The sequence below is a fragment of the Streptomyces hokutonensis genome, from assembly GCF_042751305.1.
Classification (GTDB): Bacteria; Actinomycetota; Actinomycetes; order Streptomycetales; family Streptomycetaceae; genus Streptomyces; species Streptomyces hokutonensis_A.
Genome location: NZ_JBHYWD010000013.1, coordinates 186,045 through 206,898, shown reverse-complemented (window position 1 = coordinate 206,898; position 20,854 = coordinate 186,045). Strand labels below are relative to the sequence as shown.

General features: G+C 70.6%; 17 protein-coding genes. 12 read left to right on the top strand and 5 right to left on the bottom strand.

Annotated elements, in window-relative coordinates:
* Positions 1-15: 15 nt before the first annotated feature.
* The 3 genes from ACFXC1_RS31485 (at position 16) to ACFXC1_RS31475 (ending at position 3,842) form a co-directional block, all read left to right on the top strand.
* A complete protein-coding gene (locus tag ACFXC1_RS31485) occupies positions 16-1,719 on the top strand; it encodes a serine/threonine-protein kinase (protein ID WP_381248892.1) in 1,704 nt (567 codons plus the stop codon).
* A 116-nt stretch (positions 1,720-1,835) separates the two neighbouring features.
* Positions 1,836-3,422, top strand: a complete 1,587-nt coding sequence (locus ACFXC1_RS31480) for a serine/threonine-protein kinase (RefSeq protein WP_381248889.1) — start codon at positions 1,836-1,838, stop codon at positions 3,420-3,422.
* An 87-nt stretch (positions 3,423-3,509) separates the two neighbouring features.
* Positions 3,510-3,842 carry a hypothetical protein gene (locus ACFXC1_RS31475; protein WP_381248886.1) on the top strand — a complete coding sequence of 111 codons (333 nt, stop codon included), beginning with the start codon at positions 3,510-3,512 and terminating at the stop codon, positions 3,840-3,842.
* On the opposite strand, the gene ACFXC1_RS31470 is transcribed toward ACFXC1_RS31475, so the two are convergent.
* Complete coding sequence (locus ACFXC1_RS31470; protein ID WP_381248884.1) at positions 3,839-4,735, bottom strand: AraC family transcriptional regulator; 897 nt, start codon at positions 4,733-4,735, stop codon at positions 3,839-3,841. The genes ACFXC1_RS31475 and ACFXC1_RS31470 overlap by 4 nt on opposite strands.
* Positions 4,736-4,837: 102 nt before the next feature.
* Between ACFXC1_RS31470 and ACFXC1_RS31465 the strand changes: the two genes are divergently transcribed.
* The 4 genes from ACFXC1_RS31465 to ACFXC1_RS31450 all read left to right on the top strand — a co-directional run bounded on the left by ACFXC1_RS31465 (position 4,838) and on the right by ACFXC1_RS31450 (position 10,843).
* Positions 4,838-5,698, top strand: a complete 861-nt coding sequence (locus ACFXC1_RS31465; protein WP_381248881.1) for an MBL fold metallo-hydrolase — start codon at positions 4,838-4,840, stop codon at positions 5,696-5,698.
* Between the two features lie 44 nt (positions 5,699-5,742).
* A complete protein-coding gene (locus tag ACFXC1_RS31460) occupies positions 5,743-7,245 on the top strand; it encodes a serine/threonine-protein kinase (RefSeq protein ID WP_381248878.1) in 1,503 nt (500 codons plus the stop codon).
* A 148-nt stretch (positions 7,246-7,393) separates the two neighbouring features.
* Entirely contained in the window at positions 7,394-9,025 is a 1,632-nt protein-coding gene (locus ACFXC1_RS31455; protein WP_381248876.1) for a succinic semialdehyde dehydrogenase, read from the top strand.
* Between the two features lie 39 nt (positions 9,026-9,064).
* On the top strand, positions 9,065-10,843 hold the full coding sequence (locus ACFXC1_RS31450; protein ID WP_381248873.1) for a GMC family oxidoreductase N-terminal domain-containing protein: 1,779 nt from the start codon (positions 9,065-9,067) through the stop codon (positions 10,841-10,843).
* Between the two features lie 134 nt (positions 10,844-10,977).
* Here ACFXC1_RS31450 and ACFXC1_RS31445 read toward each other — a convergent pair whose 3' ends face one another.
* Entirely contained in the window at positions 10,978-12,042 is a 1,065-nt protein-coding gene (locus ACFXC1_RS31445; protein ID WP_381248870.1) for an LAETG motif-containing sortase-dependent surface protein, read from the bottom strand.
* A 210-nt stretch (positions 12,043-12,252) separates the two neighbouring features.
* On the opposite strand from ACFXC1_RS31445, the gene ACFXC1_RS31440 reads away from it, so the two are divergent.
* A complete protein-coding gene (locus ACFXC1_RS31440; RefSeq protein ID WP_381248867.1) occupies positions 12,253-13,386 on the top strand; it encodes a hypothetical protein in 1,134 nt (377 codons plus the stop codon).
* A gap of 619 nt (positions 13,387-14,005) precedes the next feature.
* Here ACFXC1_RS31440 and ACFXC1_RS31435 read toward each other — a convergent pair.
* Entirely contained in the window at positions 14,006-14,386 is a 381-nt protein-coding gene (locus ACFXC1_RS31435; RefSeq protein WP_381249036.1) for a chorismate mutase, read from the bottom strand.
* Positions 14,387-14,605: 219 nt separating this feature from the next.
* Here ACFXC1_RS31435 and guaA point away from each other — a divergent pair, with 219 nt between their 5' ends.
* On the top strand, positions 14,606-16,177 hold the full coding sequence (gene guaA / locus ACFXC1_RS31430; RefSeq protein ID WP_381248864.1) for a glutamine-hydrolyzing GMP synthase: 1,572 nt from the start codon (positions 14,606-14,608) through the stop codon (positions 16,175-16,177).
* A gap of 12 nt (positions 16,178-16,189) precedes the next feature.
* Here guaA and ACFXC1_RS31425 read toward each other — a convergent pair whose 3' ends face one another.
* The gene (locus tag ACFXC1_RS31425) at positions 16,190-16,663 is read right to left on the bottom strand and encodes a pyridoxamine 5'-phosphate oxidase family protein (protein WP_381248861.1); all 474 of its coding nucleotides are present in this window, start codon (positions 16,661-16,663) and stop codon (positions 16,190-16,192) included.
* Positions 16,664-16,782: 119 nt separating this feature from the next.
* On the opposite strand from ACFXC1_RS31425, the gene ACFXC1_RS31420 reads away from it, so the two are divergent.
* A complete protein-coding gene (locus ACFXC1_RS31420) occupies positions 16,783-17,577 on the top strand; it encodes a class II aldolase/adducin family protein (RefSeq protein WP_381248858.1) in 795 nt (264 codons plus the stop codon).
* Positions 17,578-17,598: 21 nt separating this feature from the next.
* On the opposite strand, the gene ACFXC1_RS31415 is transcribed toward ACFXC1_RS31420, so the two are convergent.
* Positions 17,599-18,498: a DUF4429 domain-containing protein gene (locus ACFXC1_RS31415; RefSeq protein ID WP_381248855.1), complete on the bottom strand. Its 900-nt coding sequence runs from the start codon at positions 18,496-18,498 to the stop codon at positions 17,599-17,601.
* Between the two features lie 218 nt (positions 18,499-18,716).
* Between ACFXC1_RS31415 and ACFXC1_RS31410 the strand changes: the two genes are divergently transcribed.
* Positions 18,717-19,997: a hypothetical protein gene (locus tag ACFXC1_RS31410; RefSeq protein WP_381248852.1), complete on the top strand. Its 1,281-nt coding sequence runs from the start codon at positions 18,717-18,719 to the stop codon at positions 19,995-19,997.
* A gap of 208 nt (positions 19,998-20,205) precedes the next feature.
* Entirely contained in the window at positions 20,206-20,736 is a 531-nt protein-coding gene (locus ACFXC1_RS31405; protein ID WP_381248850.1) for a DoxX family protein, read from the top strand.
* Positions 20,737-20,854 lie beyond the last annotated feature (118 nt).

Genomic DNA, 20,854 nt, shown 5'->3' with positions numbered 1-20,854 from the left:
GTCATGATGGTGCGCATGGGGACCGAGGGGGAGAACGTCCGGGTGATCGCCGGGCGTTACCGACTGGAGAAGCGGCTCGGGCGCGGCGGCATGGGTGTCGTGTGGCGGGCGACAGACCAACTGCTGGGCCGGCAGGTCGCCGTCAAGGAGATCGCGCAGGACGACTCGCTCTCCGAGGAGGAGGCCCGGCAGCACCGCGACCGGACGCTGCGCGAGGCGCGGGCGGTCGCGCAGTTGCGGCATCCGCACATCATCGTCGTGCACGACGTGGTAGAGCAGGACGAACGGCCTTACATCGTCATGGAGTTGATTGACGGCGGCTCGCTCGCCGACCGGATCAACACCCACGGCCCGGTCGACGCCGCCGAGGCCGCGCGGATCGGTCTCGCCCTGCTCGGCGCGCTGCGCACGGCGCACGCGGCGGGCGTCCTGCACCGGGACATCAAACCGGCGAACGTGCTGCTGGAGACCGCCTCCGACGAGGCCGACGCCGACGGCGACCGGATCGTCCTGACCGACTTCGGTATCGCGCAGGTCGCGGGTGCCACGACGCTCACCGAGAACGGCGCGTTCGTCGGCTCGCCGGAGTACACCGCGCCGGAGCGGATGTCCGGCGTGCGGACGGGTCCCGCGTCCGACCTGTGGTCCCTGGGCGCGCTGCTGTGCACGGTGCTGAGCGGTGAATCGCCGTTCCGGCGCGACTCGTTGGGCGGCATCCTGCACGCCGTCGTCTTCGACGAGATCCGGCCACCCGAAGAGGCCCGGCCGCTGCTGCCCGTCGTACGGGGACTGCTCGAACGCGATCCGGAACGGCGGCTGGAGGCGGCCGAGGCCGAGCGGATGCTGCGCGCATTCCTGAAGACGGGGCGCACGCCGAAGGCAGGTACAGGGACAGGGCATACGCCTAAGGCGGCGGCCGGGCGGGCCGCGCACCCGACGCCCGGTTACACGCCGACCCAACAGGACGTTCCGCTGCGGGAGTTGGCGCCACCACCCCAACCGTCGACGCCGTCACCCACACCCCCCGTCACGGAAGTGCCGCCCCCTCGGCGGTCCACGCGCGGTGTCCTCGTGGCCGCGTTGCTGGTCGCGGCGATGGCGGGTGCGGGGGTGTCGGCGGCGGCGCTGTTGATGCGCGGGGACGACAAGGGGGCTTCCTCGCCGGTGAGTTCGGCGCCGTCGACCTCGACGAGCGCCGGTCCGACGTCACCGTCACCCAGCCGCTCGGCCGCGCCCTCGCCCACCCCCACGCCTTCGAAGACCGCCAACTCGCCCACCGCGCCCTCCGGTTACCGCGTAGCCAACGACCCCGACGGCTTCGCGCTCGCAGTACCGGAGGACTTCACACGCGTCCCGCAGGGCGAACGGATCTTCTACATGTCGCCGGGGGAGACCTTCCGCCTCGGCATCAAGATGTCGGACCCCGAAGTCGGCGGCCCGCTCGCGGTGATGAAGAGCGCGGCGGCCAAGGGGGCGGACACCAACCCCGGTTACCGCGACGGCAAGGTCACCGACACCACCCACTACGGACACCCCGCCGCCCTCTGGGAGTTCACCTGGAACGGCTTCAGCACGACGGAGGGGCCCCGGCACACCTACGACCTGTGCTGGGAGGAGGGCGGCCGGATGTACGACGTGTGGGTGTCGGCGCCGGTCGGGAAGGTGCGGGAGGCGAAGGAGTACTTCGACGTCGCGCTGGACACGTTCGTACCGGCGTGACTCGGCGCGCCCGTACCGGAGTAAAAGGGAGATAGGTGACCGTTCGAGTCACGGGTGTGTGACCGGAACGCGTTCACTGTGGATACGGGAGCGGTCGCCGCGATATGGATGGACCCATGAGCAGCGACGGGGGACAGGGCGGCGGGTCCGACGAGACGACGAGTTTTGTTCTGCAACCGCCCAGACCGAAGGTGCCACAACCCTCGCGGGACACCGGCACCGGACGTCTGATCGCCGGGCGCTACCGACTGCTCGGCAAGCTCGGGCACGGCGGCATGGGCACGGTGTGGCGGGCCCGGGACGAGACGATGGACCGCGAGGTCGCCGTCAAGGAGCCCCGCGTCCCGGATCATCTTCCCGAACGCGAACGTGACAACGCGTTCGAACGAATGCGCCGCGAGGCACGCGCCGCGGCCCGGCTCGACCATCCTGCCGTCGTGACCGTGCACGACGTGGCCGTCGTCGACGGCCGGCCGTGGATCGTGATGGAGCTGGTGACCGGCCGCTCGCTGGGCGAGGTGCTGCAGGAGGGCACTCTCGGCGCGCGCGACGCGGCCCGTATCGGCCTCCAGGTGCTCGGGGCCCTCGAAGCCGCGCACGCGGCGGGCGTCCTGCACCGTGACGTCAAGCCGGACAACGTCCTGCTCGGCCGCCACGACCGGGTCGTCCTGACCGACTTCGGGATAGCCCAGATCGAGGGCGAGACGAATCTGACCGACACCGGCGGCTTCGTCGGCTCGCCCGAATACATCGCGCCGGAACGGGTGTTGGGCCAGCGCCCCGGCCCCGCCTCCGACCTGTGGTCCCTCGGCGTGGTCCTCTACGCGTCGACGGAGGGCGTCTCCCCGTTCCGCCGCAGCAACACCCCTGCCACCCTCCAGTCGGTCCTCAACTCCGTGCCCGCGCCCCCGGTTTCGGCGCCGGGCCCGCTCGCCGGGCTCATCACCGGCCTGCTGGCCAAGGACCCGGCGAGCCGCCCGGACGCGGCCCGGGTGCGCGCCGTACTCGAATCGGTGGCGAACCCGCCGGCTCCGGCGTCGACGCAGGAGGTGCTTTACGCCCAACGAGCCGCGGGAAAACGCCGGTTGGGCCGCAGGACATGGTTCGGGCTCGGTGCCGTGGTCGTCGCCGGTGCGGTGGCAGCCGCGTACCTGGTGATCGCGAACCCGTTCGCGGGGCCGCTGCCGCACGGCTGGAAGAAGCACCACGAGTCCGATGTGGCCGCGACGCTCGCCGTCCCGGCCGCCTACAAGAGGACCACCCCCGACCGCACTTCGGACAAGAGCCACTGGGTCACGTACACCGACCCGAGCGGCAGCATCTGGGTCTTCCTGAGCCTCGACAAGAAGTCCGAGGACACCAACGGGTACATCAAGGACTCGGCGGCGGCCGAAATGTACTCGGACAACGGCGACTTCAAGACCAACGGCAGCGTCGACCTCGACATGGGCAAGGCGGCGAAGACCGTCCCGAAGCCGACCGGCACCTACCGGGGCGAACCGTCCGCCGAGAACACGGTCGTCTACGACTCCAACGACACCCAGAACCCCCTTCCCCGCGAGCTGCGGATCCTCTACTACAAGACCTCCGCCGGGGACATGTACCGGCTCACCGTCAGTTATCCGGGCAAGGGTGACTTCACCGCCCGTGGCCGCGAGGTGGCGAGGGCGGCGATCGCCAACCTGGACGTCGACAGCCTGTGAGCGGTGCGGCGGCCGCGCGCGATTGGTTTGTCAGTGGCGGTAGTTGAGGTCATTCTCTCTTCACGGTTTCCTGGGAGGGGACTGACCTTGTCGGCGGGCCACGAGGACCTGGCGGTCGCGAGCGTGCGCGCGCTCGCCGACCGAGGTCTGCCGCAGGACGTGCTCGCCGTGTACGCGGCCTGCCGCCACTTCTCCGTCATCGAACTCGAACAGCTCGGACTGCGGGACGCCGGGCCGGAGTTCGACCTCACCGGCCTGCGGGACCGGCTGGAGAGCGTGGTCTGGGTGAGCGACGAGGAGTTCGCGGCGCACGGACTCGACGCGGAGGAGATCGGGCAACTGCGGCGGTGGGCCCTGGACTGGGAGTCCGACCTGGGGCTGCGACTGGCGGAGGAGTACGACGACCCCGACTGCGACTAGGACTCGAAGTCCCCCGATGCGCGGTACCTCCCCGGTGTCACCCCGAACTCCCGGCTGAACGCGTGCGACAGGGCGTACGGGCTCCCGTATCCCGCCTCGCGGGCCACAGTTGCCAGGGAGGCGTCCGTGTCCCGCAGGCGGGTCGCCGCCAACGTCAGCCGCCACCACGTCAGATACGCCATTGGCGCCCGCCCCACCAGCGCGGTGAACCGGCGGGCCAGAGTCGCCCGGGACACGCCCGCCGCCGCGGCCAGCCGGTCGTTGGTCCAGGGGGCGGCCGGGTCGGAGTGCAGCGCCCGTAGCGCGGCCGTGGTCACCGGATCGCTCAGCACGGACGGCCAACTGCCCGTCTCCGCCTCGCTCATCCACGCCCGCACCATGTAGATCAGCAGCAGGTCGAGCAGGCTCGGCAGCGCCAGGCAGGCCCCCGGCCGCCGTTCGTCCAGCTCCTGTGCCAACAGGTCCACGGCAGAACGGAGTTCGGGATGGCGGCCGACCCGGTTCGGCAGATGGACCACCTCCGGGAGTTCCGCCATCAGCGGATGCGTACGGCTCCGGTCCAGCCGGTACTTCCCGCACAGCAACTCCACCTCGGGCCCGTCCCCGAGCGGCCGTCGCATCTCCTCGAACGGCACCGCCCGTACCGTGTCGCCGGACGGGTCGGCCAGGACATGCCCGGCTCCGTGCGGCAGCAGTACGACATCCCCGGCGCCCAGCGCCACCGCCTCACCGCCCCCGTCGGGCACCAGCCGGCAACTCCCCGCGAGCACGACATGGAACCCCGCACCCGCGTACGGCGCCAGCCGGGTGCACCAACTCCCGCCCACCCGCAGCCGGTTGGAGGAGGCCCGCCCGGTCCGCACGGCGGAGATCGCGTCGCTCACCACGTCCATGAGGGCACACTACGGCAGAGGTGCGATGGTGAGCTGTATGCGTATTCAAGTGAGCAGATCTCGTATTGAGACACTCATCTATGGCTTCCTAGGCTTATTTCCATGACCGAGGAGAACGTACAGACCTTCATGATCGGTGACGTCGAAGTCGTCCGAGTCGTCGAGTGGGAGAGGCCCTACGTGCCTGTCCTGACCCTCGTCCCGGACCTGCCCCCCGAAGCGTGGCCGGACGACCACGACACGCCCGCGGTCGTGGCGCTCCAGACCTGGGTGCTGCGCAGCGCCGGCCGGACCGTGCTCGTGGACACCGGTGTCGGCAACGGCCGGGAACGGCCCGGCAATCCGCTGTTCCACATGAGCCAGGGCGACCTGCCGGGCCGGCTGGCGCGGGCCGGTGTGCGGCCGGAGGAGGTCGACATCGTCGTCAACACCCACATCCACGGCGACCACGTCGGCTGGAACACCCATGACGTGGACGGGAGTTGGCAGCCGCTGTTCCCCAACGCGCGCTATCTCCTCCCCGCCGCCGACGACTTCCACTTCGGCCCCGAGAACAACTACGGCGGCGAGGTGCGGCCCGACGACCGGCTGACCTACGAGGACAGCGTCGCGCCCGTGCACCGCGCCGGGCTGGCCACTCTGTGGAACGGCACCCACCGCGTCGACGAACACCTCACACTGGAGTCCGCGCCCGGACACACCCCCGGTTCCGCGGTCCTCCGGGTCGCCTCTGGTGGTGAAGGGGCCGTGTTCGTAGGGGACTTGCTGCACAGCCCGGTCCAGATCGCGCACCCCGAGTGCAGCAGCTGCTTCTGCCTCGATCCGCGCCAGGCCGCTGCGAGCCGCCGGCGTGTGCTCGAACGGGCGGCGGACGAAGGGGAGTTGGTGATTCCGGCGCACTTCGGCGGGAGCGGCGTCGCGGAGGTGCGGCGGGCGGGCGACACGCTGACGCTCGGGAAGTAGGACGCGCGTCGACAAGGCCGTATCCGGCACGGTACTGATGGGGCATGAGCGAAGTCGGCGAACAGGTGCGCGACGGACGGCTGGTCGGCGGCCGCTACCGGCTGCTCGAACGGATCGGTTCCGGCGGCATGGGCACCGTATGGCGGGCGTTCGACGAACTCGTGGACCGCGAAGTCGCCGTGAAACAGCCGAGGTTGCCCGGCGGCCCGGAGGACGAGGAGTTCCAGCGCGCCGCCCACCGCCTCTACCGCGAGGCGCGCGCCGCTGCCCGGGTCGACCACCCCTCAGCCGTCGCCATCCACGACGTCGTCGTCGAGGACGACCAACTCCCGTGGATCGTCATGGAGTTGGTGCGCGGCGAGTCCCTGCACGAACTGCTCAGGCGCGGACGCCTCGCCCCCTCCGAGTCCGCGCGCATCGGCCGCGCGGTCCTCGGCGCCCTCAGCGCCGCGCACGCCGTGGGGATAGTGCACCGTGACGTGAAGCCCGCCAACGTGCTGCTCGGCCCCCACGACCGGGTCGTCCTCACCGACTTCGGCATCGCGCACATCCAGGGCGAGGAATCCCTCACCGCCAGCGGAGAGTTCGTCGGCTCGCTCGAGTTCATCGCCCCCGAGCGCATGTCCGGCACCGGCGCCGGACCGGCCTCCGACCTGTGGTCCCTCGGCGTCCTCCTGTACGCGGCCGTCGAAGGGGCGTCCCCCTTCCGCCGTACGACCGTGGAGTCCACCCTCGGCGCGATCCTGTCCGGCGAACCGCCCGAGCCGACCCGGGCGGGCCCCCTCGGACCGCTGATCGTAAGGATGTTGGCCCGCGACCCGGCGGAGCGCCCGGGGGCGGAGGAGGTCGGCGCGGTACTGGAGGCGGTGGCCGCGGGGAAGGACGTACCGGAGCCGGCGGTCGCCGTCCAGGACACGGCGCCCGAGGAGCCGGCCCCTGCCGCCGTACCCGAACCCGAACCCGAGCCCAGACCCGAACCCAGGACCGAACTCAAGCCCAAGCCCAAGCCCAAGTCCCGCCCCCGCCGCACCCTTCTCATCGCCCTCGGGGTGGTACTCCTCGCGGGCCTCGTCCTCGGCACCGTCCTGGAGAGAGTCCTCGGCAAGGATTCGGGCTCCTGGACCGCTCACCAGCGGGACGGTATGAACGCGGTCCTCTTCCTCCCGCCCCAGTACCAGCTTCTCGAGACACAGGCGGCAGCCGGCAGCCGCACCGTCACCTACGGCACCGGTGCCCTCCGCGTCCGCCTCACCGAGTGGGGCAAGGCCGCCGACGCGCCGCTCGCCGAAGCGCACGCCCTGGGGCAGGGCACGGCGAACCCGCAGTACACCCGCACCAGCTTCCGCGGGAACAAGGACGCGGTCCTCGCCGACACCACCTACACACAGTCCGGCGTCCCCACCCGCGCCATGGCCCTGATCATCCGCACCGCCGACCACCGCATGTACGAACTGCGCGTGGACATGCCCAAGGGCACACCCGCGGAGAAGAAGGGCACCGCGCTCTTCAAGGGCGCCCGAGCCCGGCTCACCCTCCCGGAAAAGTGAGCCGTAGGGGATCCAGTGATGATCGTCCCCGCACAACGCCCTGATCAGCGCGTTCGTTGCCAGTGATCGCTGGCGTGGTGTGAGCGCCTGGTGAATCCCGATTACCGACGGGTACCCAAACCCTTCGTGGCGGCATACCCTGCCGCACATGACGGACTCGCAGGCCCCGGAAAAGACCGGTACGGAAACGACGACCGGCACCAACCCCCTCGCGCCGGCCCCCACAGGCGCCCGTACCGCCGCCGATGTGGTCACCCCGGAGCTGGTCGCCCAGCTCACAAAGGGTGTGGCCGGTTCCGGGCGGACCGCCAACCACACGCCGTTCACCGGTGAGAAGCTCGCGGACCTGCCCGAGTCCACCCCCGAGGACGTGGCGAAGGCCTTCGACGCGGCCCGCGCCGCACAGGCCCTGTGGGTGCAGACGCCGGTACGGCAGCGCGCGGCCGTCCTGCTCCGCTTCCACGACCTGGTGCTCGCCCGCCAGGCCGAGGTCCTCGACCTGATCCAGCTGGAGACCGGCAAGGCGCGGCTGCACGCGCACGAGGAGGTGCAGGCCGTCGCCGTCGCGGCCCGCCACTACGGCCGCAAGGCCCCCGCCTACCTCAAGCCGAAGCGGCACACCGGCGCCGTCCCGACCCTCACCAAGGTCACCGAACTCCGCCACCCGCGCGGGGTGGTGGGCCAGATCGCCCCCTGGAACTACCCGCTCGAACTCTCCGTCGGCGACGCCCTCCCGGCCTTCGTGGCGGGCAACGCGGTCGTCATGAAGCCGGACACCGAGACCTGCCTGACCGCACTCTGGGCCCGCGACCTCCTCATCGAGGCCGGCCTGCCCGCCGACGTCTTCCAGGTCGTCCTCGGCGAGGGCCCGGTCGTCGGCCCCGAGGTCGTCAAGCACGCCGACTACGTCTCGTTCACCGGCTCCACCCGCACGGGCCGCGAGGTCGCGCAGGGCGCGGCGGCCCGCCTCGTCGGCGTCTCCCTCGAACTCGGCGGAAAGAACGCCATGTTGGTCCTGGAGGACGCCGACCTCGACAAGGCGGCGGCGGGCGCGGTCCGCGCCTGCTTCTCCTCCGCCGGCCAACTCTGCATCTCCATCGAGCGGTTGTACGTCCACGAGTCGGTCGCCGACGCCTTCCTGGAACGCTTCGCCGCCCGCACCAAGGCCATGCGCCTCGGCACCTCCCTCGCCTACGGCGCCGACATGGGATCGCTCGTGGGGGAGCGCCAGTTGGAGACGGTGACGCGCCACGTGGAGGAGGCCGTCGCCAAGGGCGCCAAGCTCGTCGCGGGTGGAGTGGCCCGCCCGGACATCGGCCCGTACTTCTTCGAACCGACCATCCTCGACGGCGTCGAGGCCCCCATGGCGGTGTGCGGCGAGGAGACCTTCGGCCCGGTCGTCTCCATCTACCGCTTCAAGACCGAGGACGAGGCGGTCGAAGCGGCCAACTCCACGTCCTACGGCCTCAATTCCTCGGTCTGGACGAAGGACGGCCGCCGCGGCCGCGCCGTCGCCGCCCGCCTGCGCACCGGCACGGTCAACGTCAACGAGGGCTACGCCTCCGCCTACGGCAGCGTCCAGTCCCCCATGGGCGGCATGAAGGACTCCGGCCTCGGCCGCCGCCACGGCTCCGAGGGCATCCTCAAGTACACCGAGGCCCAAACGGTCGCGCAGCAGCGGCTGTTGCCGATGGCCCCGTCACTGGGCATGACCGACGAGGCGTACGCGCAGTTCATGAGCAGGAGCCTCCGGGTGATGAAGGCCTTGCGTCTCAAGTAGCAATCCCTGGTTCTCAACGGTTCTCAACGAGGAGAGCATGTGCCACAGGACACCTACGACTACGACGTCATCGTCGTCGGCTCGGGCTTCGGTGGTTCCGTAACCGCCCTGCGCCTGACGGAGAAGGGCTACCGCGTAGGTGTCCTGGAGGCCGGCCGCCGCTTCACCCGGGAGTCCCTCCCCAAGAACTCCTGGGACCTCAAGAACTACCTCTGGGCCCCCAGGCTCAACCTCTACGGCATCCAGCGAATCCATCTGCTGGGCAACGTCATGGTCCTCGCCGGCGCGGGCGTGGGCGGCGGCTCCCTGAACTACGCCAACACCCTGTACGTCCCGCCCAAGCCGTTCTTCGAGGACCCCCAGTGGCGTGACATCACGGACTGGCAGGAGGAGTTGGCCCCCTACTACGACCAGGCCCGCCGCATGCTCGGCGTGCGGCTCAACCCGACGATGACCCCGTCAGACGTCCATCTGAAGGCCGCGGCGCAGCGGATGGGCGTGGGCGACACCTTCCACATGGCCCCGGTCGGCGTCTTCTTCGGCGACGGCGAGGACGCCGACGGCACCGCGAAGGCCAGGCCCGGCGAACAGGTCGCGGACCCGTACTTCGGCGGCGCGGGCCCGGACCGCAAGGCCTGCACCGAGTGCGGCGAGTGCATGACCGGCTGCCGGCACGGCGCCAAGAACACCCTCAACGAGAACTACCTCCACCTCGCCGAGAAGGCGGGTGCCGAGGTCCACCCGATGACGACGGTCGTGTCCGTCACGGACGACTCGCAGGGCGGCTACGCGGTGGCGACGCTGCCCACGGACGCGAGGAAGTCGTCGAAGGGCCGCACCTTCAAGGCCCGCAGGGTCGTCCTCGCCGCCGGCACCTACGGCACCCAGACCCTCCTGCACCGCATGAAGGCGGGTGGCCAACTGCCGTACCTCTCCGAGAAGTTGGGCGAGCTCACCCGCACCAACTCGGAGGCGCTGGTCGGCGCCCAGACGGACGACCGCCGTTACCGAAGGGCGACCGGCACCCCGAAGGCCGACTTCACCCGCGGAGTCGCCATCACCTCCTCGATCCACCCCGACGAGAACACCCACATCGAACCGGTCCGCTACGGCAAGGGCTCCAACTCGATGGGCGGCCTCTCCATCCTCCAAGTCCCGTACGCCGAGGGCTCGTCGAGGGTGCTGGCCTGGCTGGCGAACGCGGCCCGTCACCCGCTCCTGGTCCTGCGCTCGCTCTCCAACCGCCGCTGGTCGGAACGGACCATCATCGGCCTGGTGATGCAGTCGCTGGACAACTCCCTGACGACGTATCTGAAGGAAGACGGCGTGGGGAAGGGGCTGTTGACGGCCCGTCAGGGTCACGGTGCCCCCAACCCCAAGCAGATCAGGGCGGCTTCGGAGGCCGCGACGGTCATCGCCGCCGAGATCAACGGCTTCGCGGGCTCCAACGTCGGCGAACTGATGGGCACCCCGCTCACCGCCCACTTCCTCGGTGGCTGCCCCATCGGCGCCTCCCGGGAGACCGGCGTGATCGACCCGTACCACCGCCTCTACGGCCACCCCGGCATCTCGGTCGTCGACGGCGCGGCCGTCTCGGCGAACCTCGGCGTCAACCCGTCGCTCACCATCACCGCGCAGGCCGAGCGCGCGATGTCGTACTGGCCCAACAAGGGCGAGCCGGACCCGCGTCCGCGCCAAGGGGCTTCGTACGAACGGCTGAAGCCGGTGGAGCCGACTCAACCGGCGGTCCCCGAGGGCGCGTTCGGCGCGCTGAAGCTGCCGTTCCTGGGGATGCCGACGGTGCCGCCGAAGCCGTAGAGAGGTAAAAGCCGTAGAGAGGTAAAAGTCGTAGAAAGGTAAGAGTCGTAGAAAGGTGAGAAAGGTATTCGGCACAAACAGAAGGACCTGCGCCCCCCTCCGAGCGCAGGTCCTTTGTCGAGCGAGCTACGTGCTTACGCGCTCTCTCCGGTCTTGCGGCGGCGCACCATGACGACCGCGGCGGCACCCGCGACGACCGCCGCGCCACCCACGAGGCCGATCACCGGCAGGGCGGAGCTGGAGCCGGTCTCGGCGAGGTTGCCGGTGGCCTCGTTGACCGAGCCCTGGGGCTTCACGTCGCTGGTCCCGGTCGGCTTCTGGCCGGTCGGCTTGGCCTCGCCGACGTCGCCCGGCTCGCTGCTGCCGGCGGCGAGCACGGAGAACTCGTAGTAGTCGCCGTTGACGTAGCAGGACTCACCCTTGCCCGCGTACACCGCCTGGCTCAGCGCGAACGACGAGCCCGCGGGGGCCTTGGGCTTGATCTTCACGCGCAGGTCGAGCGTGGTCGAGGACTGCTTCTCCAGGGTGGGGAGCACCGCGACGATGCTGCCGGACAGCGTGGTCTCGTCGCTGCCGGTGCCGACGGTCTCCTGGTAGGAGTCGGTCCACTTGCCGTCCTGCTTCAGCTGGATCTCGGCCAGGTCGAGCATGAGCGAGGAGTCCTCGTTCACGTCGTCGCTGTACTCGGTGAGCGCGTTGATCCAGACGTTCTGCAGGTCCTTGTCCGAGGCGTTCTTCACCACGAACTTGAAGTTGTGCCAGCCGGAACCGGCGACGATCTTGTTCGGCAGCCCGGTGATCGACGCGGAGAGCTTCTCGTCCAGGTCGAAGGTCTTGCAGTCCGCGTACGGGTCGAAGTCGTCGCCCGGCTTGCTCGGCGACGCGGACGGGCTCGGCGAGGCGCTCCCGCTCGGGGTGCCCGACGCGGCGGGGCTGCTCGTGTCCGCCGCCGGGGAACTGGTGTCCGAGGCGGGCGTGCTGGTGTCGGCCGCCGGGCTGCTCGTGTCCGACGCGGGAGTGCTGCCGTCGGCCGCGGGGGTGCTCGCGTCGCCCGCCGGGGTGCTCTCCTCGGCCGCGGGGCTGCTGGACGACGTGACCGGCGAGTCGCCGTCGGCGAACGCGGCCGGCGCCGACAGCAGGGCGAGGGGGGCGATGGCGGCCGTCGTGGCGACCGTGGCCATGACACGGCGAAGCTTCATGAAGTCCTCAAGAAGTCCGGAGTGCTGCGACAGTGCAGCACGCTGGGTCGGAGGGCTCCGCGTGTGGGGCGCGGGTGTGGCCCTTGTTATGGCAGGTGTGACCCGGGAAACCTGTGAATGGTTGCGCTAATCCTCACCAGATTCTTATGTGGGCTGTGTCACACCTGGGTTCTGCTTGTGAACACGCTTTCGGACGCCTACAACTACCTGGTGTCTGACAAACCGTCCGAGGAACCGTCCTCGACCCCGGAGATCCCCGACGACGTCTGGGACAAGTTCGCCCGTGACACGGAGCGTGACATCCGGGCCTCCGCACAGAAGGAACCGTCCGCGCGCGCCCGCCAGGTGACCGAGCGGCTCAAGAAGGCCGAGCAGCCCGAGGGCTGGCGTACCGGTCCTGCCTGGCAGGAGATGAACGGGCGGGCCCGGCGCAGGCGTCGCCTGTGGGCCGTACTCGGCGTCCCGTTCGCCGTGGCCGTCGCCGTGGTCGCGATGCGACCCTCGCTGCTGCCCGGCGACCCCTTCGGCGCCAAGGCGGACTCGGACTCCGCGTCCCCGCTCGCCCCGGAGACCGCCGCCCCGACCGCCGCGCCCTCCTCCGTCGATCCCCAAATACCCACCCTGGACCGGCCGTTCGCCGGTTCACCCGCTCTGAACTGGGCCGACGGCGAGGCCGGCATCATCCTGCCGAAGGCGACCGCCGTGGGCAGCTTCTCGAAGGACCGGGTCGAACTGGCCCTCCAGCAGACGAAGATCCTGCTCGTCGCGTCCAACCTCGACCCGAAGACGATCGCCGGTGCCCGCCCGTCCGCCGCGCTCGCGGTCCTCGACCCGAAGCAGCCCAAGGTTCTCACCGAGCTGAAGGCCTCCCTGGCCCTCCCGACCAAGGCCAACGACCCCACGCTGCTGTTCAGCCGCTTCGATCCCAAGGACGTACGGCTCGTCGGCAAGGTGGTGAAGACCCGCGGCCGCATCACCTTCGCGAAGGACTCCAGCGGGGGCGTCACCGTCCACGCCGACTACACCTTCGTCTACCCGCTGGTCCGGACCGACGGCTCCACCGAGGTCGCCCGCACCATCGTCCGCCGGGTGATCGACACCGAGATCCTCGACCCCGCCCGCTACCAGGTCACCCCCGGCCTGCTGACCCTCACCCTCAACAACGCGGACTTCGGCAACTCGGCCTGCGACATCTACGACGGCTATCTGCACCCGCAGTTCGCCTCCGACGCCACGTCGGCCCCCACGGGCGCGACCCCCTCGGGCCCGACGACGGACCCGTACGACCGCAGCAAGGACATCAGCAAGGGGCAGGGCACCTGCGGGACGGTGAGCAGGACCTAGACCCGGTCACGGCAGGCCGGTCACGGCAGGCCGGTCACGGTCATGGCTGACGGGCAAGCGAAGGGCCCCGCGGGACGGAGCCGCGGGGCCCTTCTCCGTCAGCACCGACGTCAGGGCAGCGCCGGTGCCTGGGAGCGGCGCCGGGGGGTTGCGCCGCTGGTCTGAAGTTGTCTTCAGTGCCCCGGGTCGGCGCCCCGGCGCACACGGGGCGCGCGCTTGGTCTCGACCTTTGGCAGTGGGACGGTGCACCGCAATGCGGGTGGCTGCCTTGGGACTTGGGGCCCGGAGGAGAGCTCGGGGGCTTCTACGCATCGTGCTGGATGGAGACGACGATCGCAACCGTTCGGTCCGGCTTTGTGCATTTTTGCAGTTTCCGCCGGGCGGCCCCGGGCGTCCCCGGAGCCGACCGTTCTCTTGGGTGACCGGGCTGCTGTCCCCTGCCGTCCGGTCACGACCCTGGAGCGAGGTCCCACGACGTACGGCACGATCCGTACGTCTCATCGCCCCAGCGAGCCACGCGTGGTTCTTTCGGGCCCGCCCCTGGCTGGCACGGACACCCCCACCAACGAAGCGGTTCCCGGGGCGGTCACGCGCCGTACGGGTGAGACGGGGCTCGAACTCAGATCCGCCCCCGCGACAGTTCGAGCAGCGTCATCGCGAGGGCCGTGCCCGGCTTGCCCAGCGCGTCCCTGTAGTGGCTGAGGATCTCGTTCTCACGGGACAGGTGCACGCGCCTGCCGCCGGAGGCGATCCGTGTCTCCTGCACGACGGCCGACACGGCGACCCGTTCCTGGATCAGCCCGATGATCCGGTCGTCGAGGGCGTCGATCCGCTCACGGGCGTCGGCGATGGTCTGCTCGGGGGTGGTGGTGGTCATTCCGGGCTCCTTGTGGTGGGAGCGCCCCCGGTCGACAGATCCGGGAAAACACCAGGCGCCCCGGACCTGTCGGCCCGGGGCGCCTGGGAAGTCGCTTGTCAGTAGCTCAAGCAGCACGACCATGGCAGCCGGCGGGCCGGTTGCCATAGGTAAAGAGGAAGGTCGGGTGCGTGAGCATGGGGCGAGTATGCCACAGCACTTCTGCGGCGGGCCGGGTCGGGCGGTGGCGGGCACAGGTCCAGGGGGTCCGGGGGCGGAGCCCCCAGCACACGGAGAGGTGTCCCACGCGACCCCCGTTAGAATCGGTACCCAAGACCCCCGCCCCACCGCCGGAAGGCCCCCGTGTCAGCAGCGACCCCCGCCCCCGACACCGTCCTGGTCGTCGACTTCGGCGCGCAGTACGCCCAGCTCATCGCCCGCCGCGTCCGCGAGGCCCGGGTCTACAGCGAGATCGTGCCGAGCACCATGCCGGTCGCCGAGATGCTCGCCAAGAACCCGGCGGCGATCATTCTCTCCGGCGGCCCCTCGTCCGTGTACGCGGAGGGCGCCCCCCGCCTGGACCGCGAGCTGTTCGAGGCCGGCGTCCCGATCTTCGGCATGTGCTACGGCTTCCAGCTGATGGCGACCACCCTCGGCGGCACCGTCGACAACACGGGCGCCCGCGAGTACGGCCGTACGCCCCTGCACGTCTCCCGCTCGTCCTCGACCCTCTTCGAAGGCACTCCCGACGAGCAGTCCGTCTGGATGTCCCACGGCGACGCCTGCTCCGCCGCCCCCGAGGGCTTCACGGTCACCGCGTCCACGGACGTCGTCCCGGTCGCCGCCTTCGAGAACGACGAGAAGAAGCTCTACGGCGTCCAGTACCACCCCGAGGTCATGCACTCCACGCACGGCCAGCAGGTCCTGGAGCACTTCCTGTACCGCGGCGCGGGCCTCACCCCGTCCTGGACCACCGGCAACGTCATCGACGAGCAGGTCGCCGCGATCCGGGAGCAGGTCGGCGACAAGCGCGCCATCTGCGGTCTGTCCGGCGGCGTCGACTCCGCGGTAGCGGCCGCGCTCGTGGCCCGCGCCATCGGAGACCAGCTGACCTGCGTCTACGTAGACCACGGTCTGATGCGCAAGGGCGAGACCGAGCAGGTCGAGAAGGACTTCGTGGCCGCGACCGGCGTCAAGCTCGTCGTCGTGGACGCGGAGGAGCGCTTCCTCACCGCGCTCGCCGGGGTCTCCGACCCGGAGCAGAAGCGGAAGATCATCGGCCGCGAGTTCATCCGCGTCTTCGAGCAGGCCCAGGCCGAGATCATCGCGGACGAGGGCCCCGAGGTCGCGTTCCTGGTGCAGGGCACGCTGTACCCGGACGTCGTCGAGTCCGGCGGCGGCACGGGCACGGCCAACATCAAGTCGCACCACAACGTCGGCGGTCTCCCCGAGGACCTCGAGTTCAAGCTGATCGAACCGCTCCGCAAGCTGTTCAAGGACGAGGTCCGGATGGTCGGCCAGGAGCTCGGCCTCCCGGACGAGATCGTCCAGCGCCAGCCCTTCCCCGGCCCCGGCCTCGGCATCCGCATCGTCGGCGAGGTCACCAAGGACCGCCTCGACCTGCTCCGCGACGCCGACGCCATCGCCCGCGAGGAACTGACCGCGGCCGGCCTCGACCGCGACATCTGGCAGTGCCCGGTGGTCCTCCTCGCCGACGTCCGCAGCGTCGGCGTCCAGGGCGACGGCCGCACCTACGGCCACCCGATCGTCCTGCGCCCGGTCTCCTCCGAGGACGCCATGACCGCCGACTGGTCCCGCCTGCCGTACGACGTCCTCGCGAAGATCTCCACCCGCATCACCAACGAGGTCGCCGACGTCAACCGGGTCGTCCTCGACATCACCTCGAAGCCCCCGGGGACCATCGAGTGGGAGTAGCCCTCAGGGGGCTCAGGTCCGCTTGAGGGTCCGCACCGGCCCTCCGGGCTTCCAGACCTGCACGACGAGGTACTTCTCGTCCTCGACGTAGGTCCGCACGACCTCCGTCAACTCGGTGCGGAAGAGGTGGAACGGCTCCGGCGGTTCCACCTCTTTGCTGTACGCCCCCTTCGCCGCCGCATCCGTCACCTCCATCGCCCGCCCGCTCACCCGTACGTCCCCGCCGCCCATCTCCGTCCCCGGCCCCGGGTTCGCCTGGAGCGCGAAGCGCGCATCACGCCGCAGATCCAGCGCCTTGAGCGAATCGGGCATCATCCCGAGCCACAACTCGCCGTCCAGGAACCGCACTTCGAGCCCGGTCGTACGCGGCGACCCGTCCTTGCGCAGGGTCGCGAGGATGTGATGCGTGAACGCCCCGAACCGCTCCTCGACGGTCGCGGCGAGGTCAGGTTCGGCGGCGGTGAAGGTGGCCCAGTTCGCTGTCATACGGCGAGTGTTCCGCCGATAACCGACAACCTCTGTCTTCTTTACTGACCGGCACTGCCCTTTTCGACCGACCGGCGGTAACTTCTCGCCCTTACGACAAACCCAGTGCTGGAGGACCGATGCCCGGGCCGACGCCGCCCTCCCCCCTGCCCACCGACCGGCTGCGGTTCGCCATGCCGCCGATGCACGAGTCGGTCGAGGACGAACGCCGGCACCGCAAGGAACGGCTCGCGGGCGCCCTGCGCCTGTTCGGCCGGCTCGGCTTCGAGGACGGGGTCTCGGGGCACATCACCGCCCGCGACCCCGAGTTCACCGACTGCTTCTGGGTCAACCCCTTCGGGATGCCCTTCCGGCATGTCACCGTCAGCGACCTGGTGCTCGCCAACTCCGAGGGCCAGGTCCTCCAGGGCGGCCACCATGTCAACCAGGCCGCCTTCACCGTGCACTCCCAGGTCCACGCCGCCCGCCCGGACGTCGTCGCCGTCGCCCACTGCCACTCCGTGCACGGGCGCGCCCTCTCCGCCCTCGGTGACTTCCTCGACCCGATCAGCCAGGAGAGCTGCGCCTTCTACGAGGACCACGCGCTCTACGACTCCTACAGCGGTGTCTCCGTCGACGCCGAGGAGGGCAAGCGGATCGCCGCCGGGCTGGGCTCCCGCAAGGCGCTCGTGCTCCGCAACCACGGCCTGCTGACCGTCGGCGACTCGGTGGACGCGGCGGCCTGGTGGTTCCTGTCCATGGAACGCTCCTGTCAGGTCCAGCTCCTCGCCAAGGCGGCCGGCAGACCCCTGCTCATCGACCACAAACTCGCCGTCGCCACCCGCGAACAGACCGGCGGCGACCTCGTCGCATGGATCAACTACCAGCCCCTGTGGCAGGACATCAGCCGCAGCGAACCCGACCTCCTCAGCTGAACCCCCCTCTGCGTGAGCTCCTTATCCGAAACCGCGGAGCACCGCCGCCTTGGTCATCGTGAACTCCTCGTCCGTGAGCACCCCTTCCCGGTGCAGCTCGCCCAACTCCCGCAGCCTGCGCAGGAGTACGTCGTGATGGTCGGCCGGCGGCGGAACGGCGGCCGCCCGTCGAGGACCGTCCGCGAACTCGCCGTTGTCGCGTTCGTGTTCACGGGCCGACGGATGCGGCAGCCGCGCGGTCACCGCCGTCGCCACCAGCGCGGTGAGCAGATCACGGCGGGTGCTGCCCCACAGGTCGAGGGCGTAGGGGTCCTTCTCCGGCGGCAGCTTGGAGAACACCGTCTCCCGGGTCACGAACCGCATGAACCCGTCCTCGTAGCCGGAGTTGGGCAACCACTCCACCTGCACCAGATCCCCCACGGCGACTATCCGCGGCCCGGTCGCCCGCTTCACGCGCTCCGAGGTGTCCGCCCAGTCGATCCGCACCTGGGCGCCGTCGAAGGAAACCGTGCCGTCGGAGGACCGGACCGAGACCGGGACCGGCGGACCCGGCAGCAGATAGGCCTTGGTGGGTTCCTTGGGGATCTGGTCCAGGAGCAGCGCGTGCCGGATCTCCTCCGCCACGTACTCGGCGACCCCCGACCGGTCGATGTCCACGATCAGCCGGTACGGATCCGCCGCGTCCGGCAGCCGCCCACCGGTCGCCTGCAACAGCGGATCGGCCCCCTCGCGCAGCCTCAGCCGCAGTCGGCCACGCTTGCGTTCGGGCTCGTAGACGACGCCCGCGACGGCTTCGAGGGGCACCGCGATCTCGCCGTACGTCTGCCGGAACAGTGGCACGGAACGGTGAAGTCCCGGTGTGATCCTGACCGTTGTGCCGTCGAAGGCCCAGGTCCCGTCGCGCTGGATGATCTCGGCCATACGGAAATTCTCGCAGCCGGGTCAACACGGCGGTCGTCACTTCACCCGCGCTGACCAGACCTGCCGGACGCGGGCCGTGTCCCGTAGGGCACAATCCGCTGTTGTCGTGCGGGAGTTGCAAGGCGGTGGCCAAAGGCTTTGGAGCCGGTCGCCGAACGTGAGGGCCCGGGTTCGAGGGCCGAGGTCCATGAGGGTCGTGGGGAAGGCAGGCGTCGGGCGTGGCGGTGCAGGAGGCGAGACAGGGCGGCGAGCACATCGGTGCCCACGGAGGTGGCTGCACCTGCGGGGACTGCCCGCACGGAGCACGCGAGGGGCATCGGCGCGCGGTCGCCGCGTTCCTGGTCAAGCGGGACGGCTTCGCGGCCGGCGAGGGGCTGCCGGCCGCGGTGGCGCACTCGGCGTCCGCCTCCCGGCAGTGGGTCTCGGACGAACTGACCCAGTCCGCCGACGCCGTCGCCGAACGCGGCCGGGCCGAGGGCGGCGCCTGGCTGGCGCGCCTGTGGCACCGCACGGCCTTCGCCGTGTGGGGCGGCTTCGTCGTCCTGCTCCTGGTGCAGGCGCTCACCGCGATCGGCGCGGGCTGGACGGCGGCCCGCACGGCGGGACTGCTGGCCGCGTTCGTGGTCGCGGGCGCGCTGAGTGCCGCCTCCTGGTTCCACCGGGCGCGCGGCGGGGCGCTGGCTCCGGTCATCGGTGAGGACAACCGGCTGTCGACCTCCCGCGCGGTGGCCGTTTCCTGGGTGCTCTTCGTGGCGTACGCGGTGCTGGTCCTGGCCGGCCGCCTCGCCGCCGCCTCCGACCACGCCGAGCGCGACGCCCTCATCTCCGGCCTCGAACTCGCCCGCGGCGCCGGTGTGGTGACCGTCCTCGCCGTGGTCTGCGCGATCGCCGTGCTCGTCCGCCGGGTCGTCGGCCTGCGCGTGCTGGGCCAGCGCCTCCAGAAGATCCCCGCCGACCGCCCGCGCGCGGCCGACCTCCTCACCGACGACGCCGGCCGCGGCACCTTCGCCGACATCCAGTACGTCGCGATCAGCGCCGTCGCCCTCGTCTTCGCGGCCGTGAGACTCGCCCGCCGCCCCGACCAACTGCCGGACCTGCCCTGGGGCTTGGCGGTGGTCGTCCTGATCTCCGCCGCGACATACCTGGCCGGCAAGTACGCGGAGGGCGGTCGTCCGGTCATCCTCTCGGTGGTGCGGTCCCGCGAGGCGGGCGACCTCGACGCCCCCATCCGCACCGGCGACGACATCGAGATCCGCGGCGCCGGTTTCGTCCCCCCGGGCGCCCAGACGGCGGACCGGCTCTCCCGCATGGTCGTCCGCATCGGCCCGGTCAACGTCCACGTCCCCCTGGTCCCGGTCACCGGCGGCTTCTCCAACCCGACGGACACGCTCCTCACCGTCCCGGTCCCCGTGGACGTCGAGCCCGGCCGCGTGGAAGTACAGGTCGTGACCGCGGCGGGCGTGGAGACGAACGCCTGCGTGGTCGATGTGACGGACTGAGACGGCCGACGGTCGATGAGCGAGGACGTCCTGTGGGTGTACGGCAGATCCGCGCCCACATCTGATGAATATCCATAGAACGCGGCCGACCGCCGCCCGAACTCGGCCGAAGTCCGAAAAACTGTCCGAAGCATGGTTGAGCGGGTCCCCCTTTTCGTACGTATGGTCTGTTGAGGGGTCAACGGCGGGCGAGAGGCGGCTAAGGGCGATGACTCACGGCACTCGAATGGATACGCAAACCCCGTACCTCGACGGCGACCGGAACTGGCGGGACACCGCCACCCGATACGCCCTTCTCCCACTGCGCGTCTTCCTGGGCGTCACCTTCATCTACGCGGGTCTGGACAAACTCACCGACAGCGCCTTCATGAAGGCCTCCGGCGCCGGGTCGGTCGGCGAGACGATGCGCGCGGTGCGCGACTCGTCCGCCATCCCGGCCCTGGTCGACCTGTCCCTGAAGAGCCCCGTCGGCTTCGGCTACGCCATCGCCTTCGGTGAACTCGCCGTCGGCATCGGCACGTTGATCGGCCTGCTGGCCCGCATCGCCGCACTCGGCGGCGCGCTGATCTCCCTCAGCCTGTGGCTGACCATCAGCTGGCAGTCCGACCCGTACTACTACGGCAACGACCTCGCCTACCTGATGGCCTGGCTGCCCCTCGTCCTCGCCGGCGCCTCCGTGTTCTCCCTGGACGCGGCACTACGAGCGAGGCGAAGGCAACGGACGGGTGGCTATCGGTAGTCAGCCCGATATCTCTGGACCGGGGGGGGGGGGGGGGGGTGGGCGCGCCCCGGGGGGGGGGGGGGGGGGGCCGGGGGGGGCCCCCCCCCCCCCCCCCCCCCCCCCCCCCCCCGGCGCG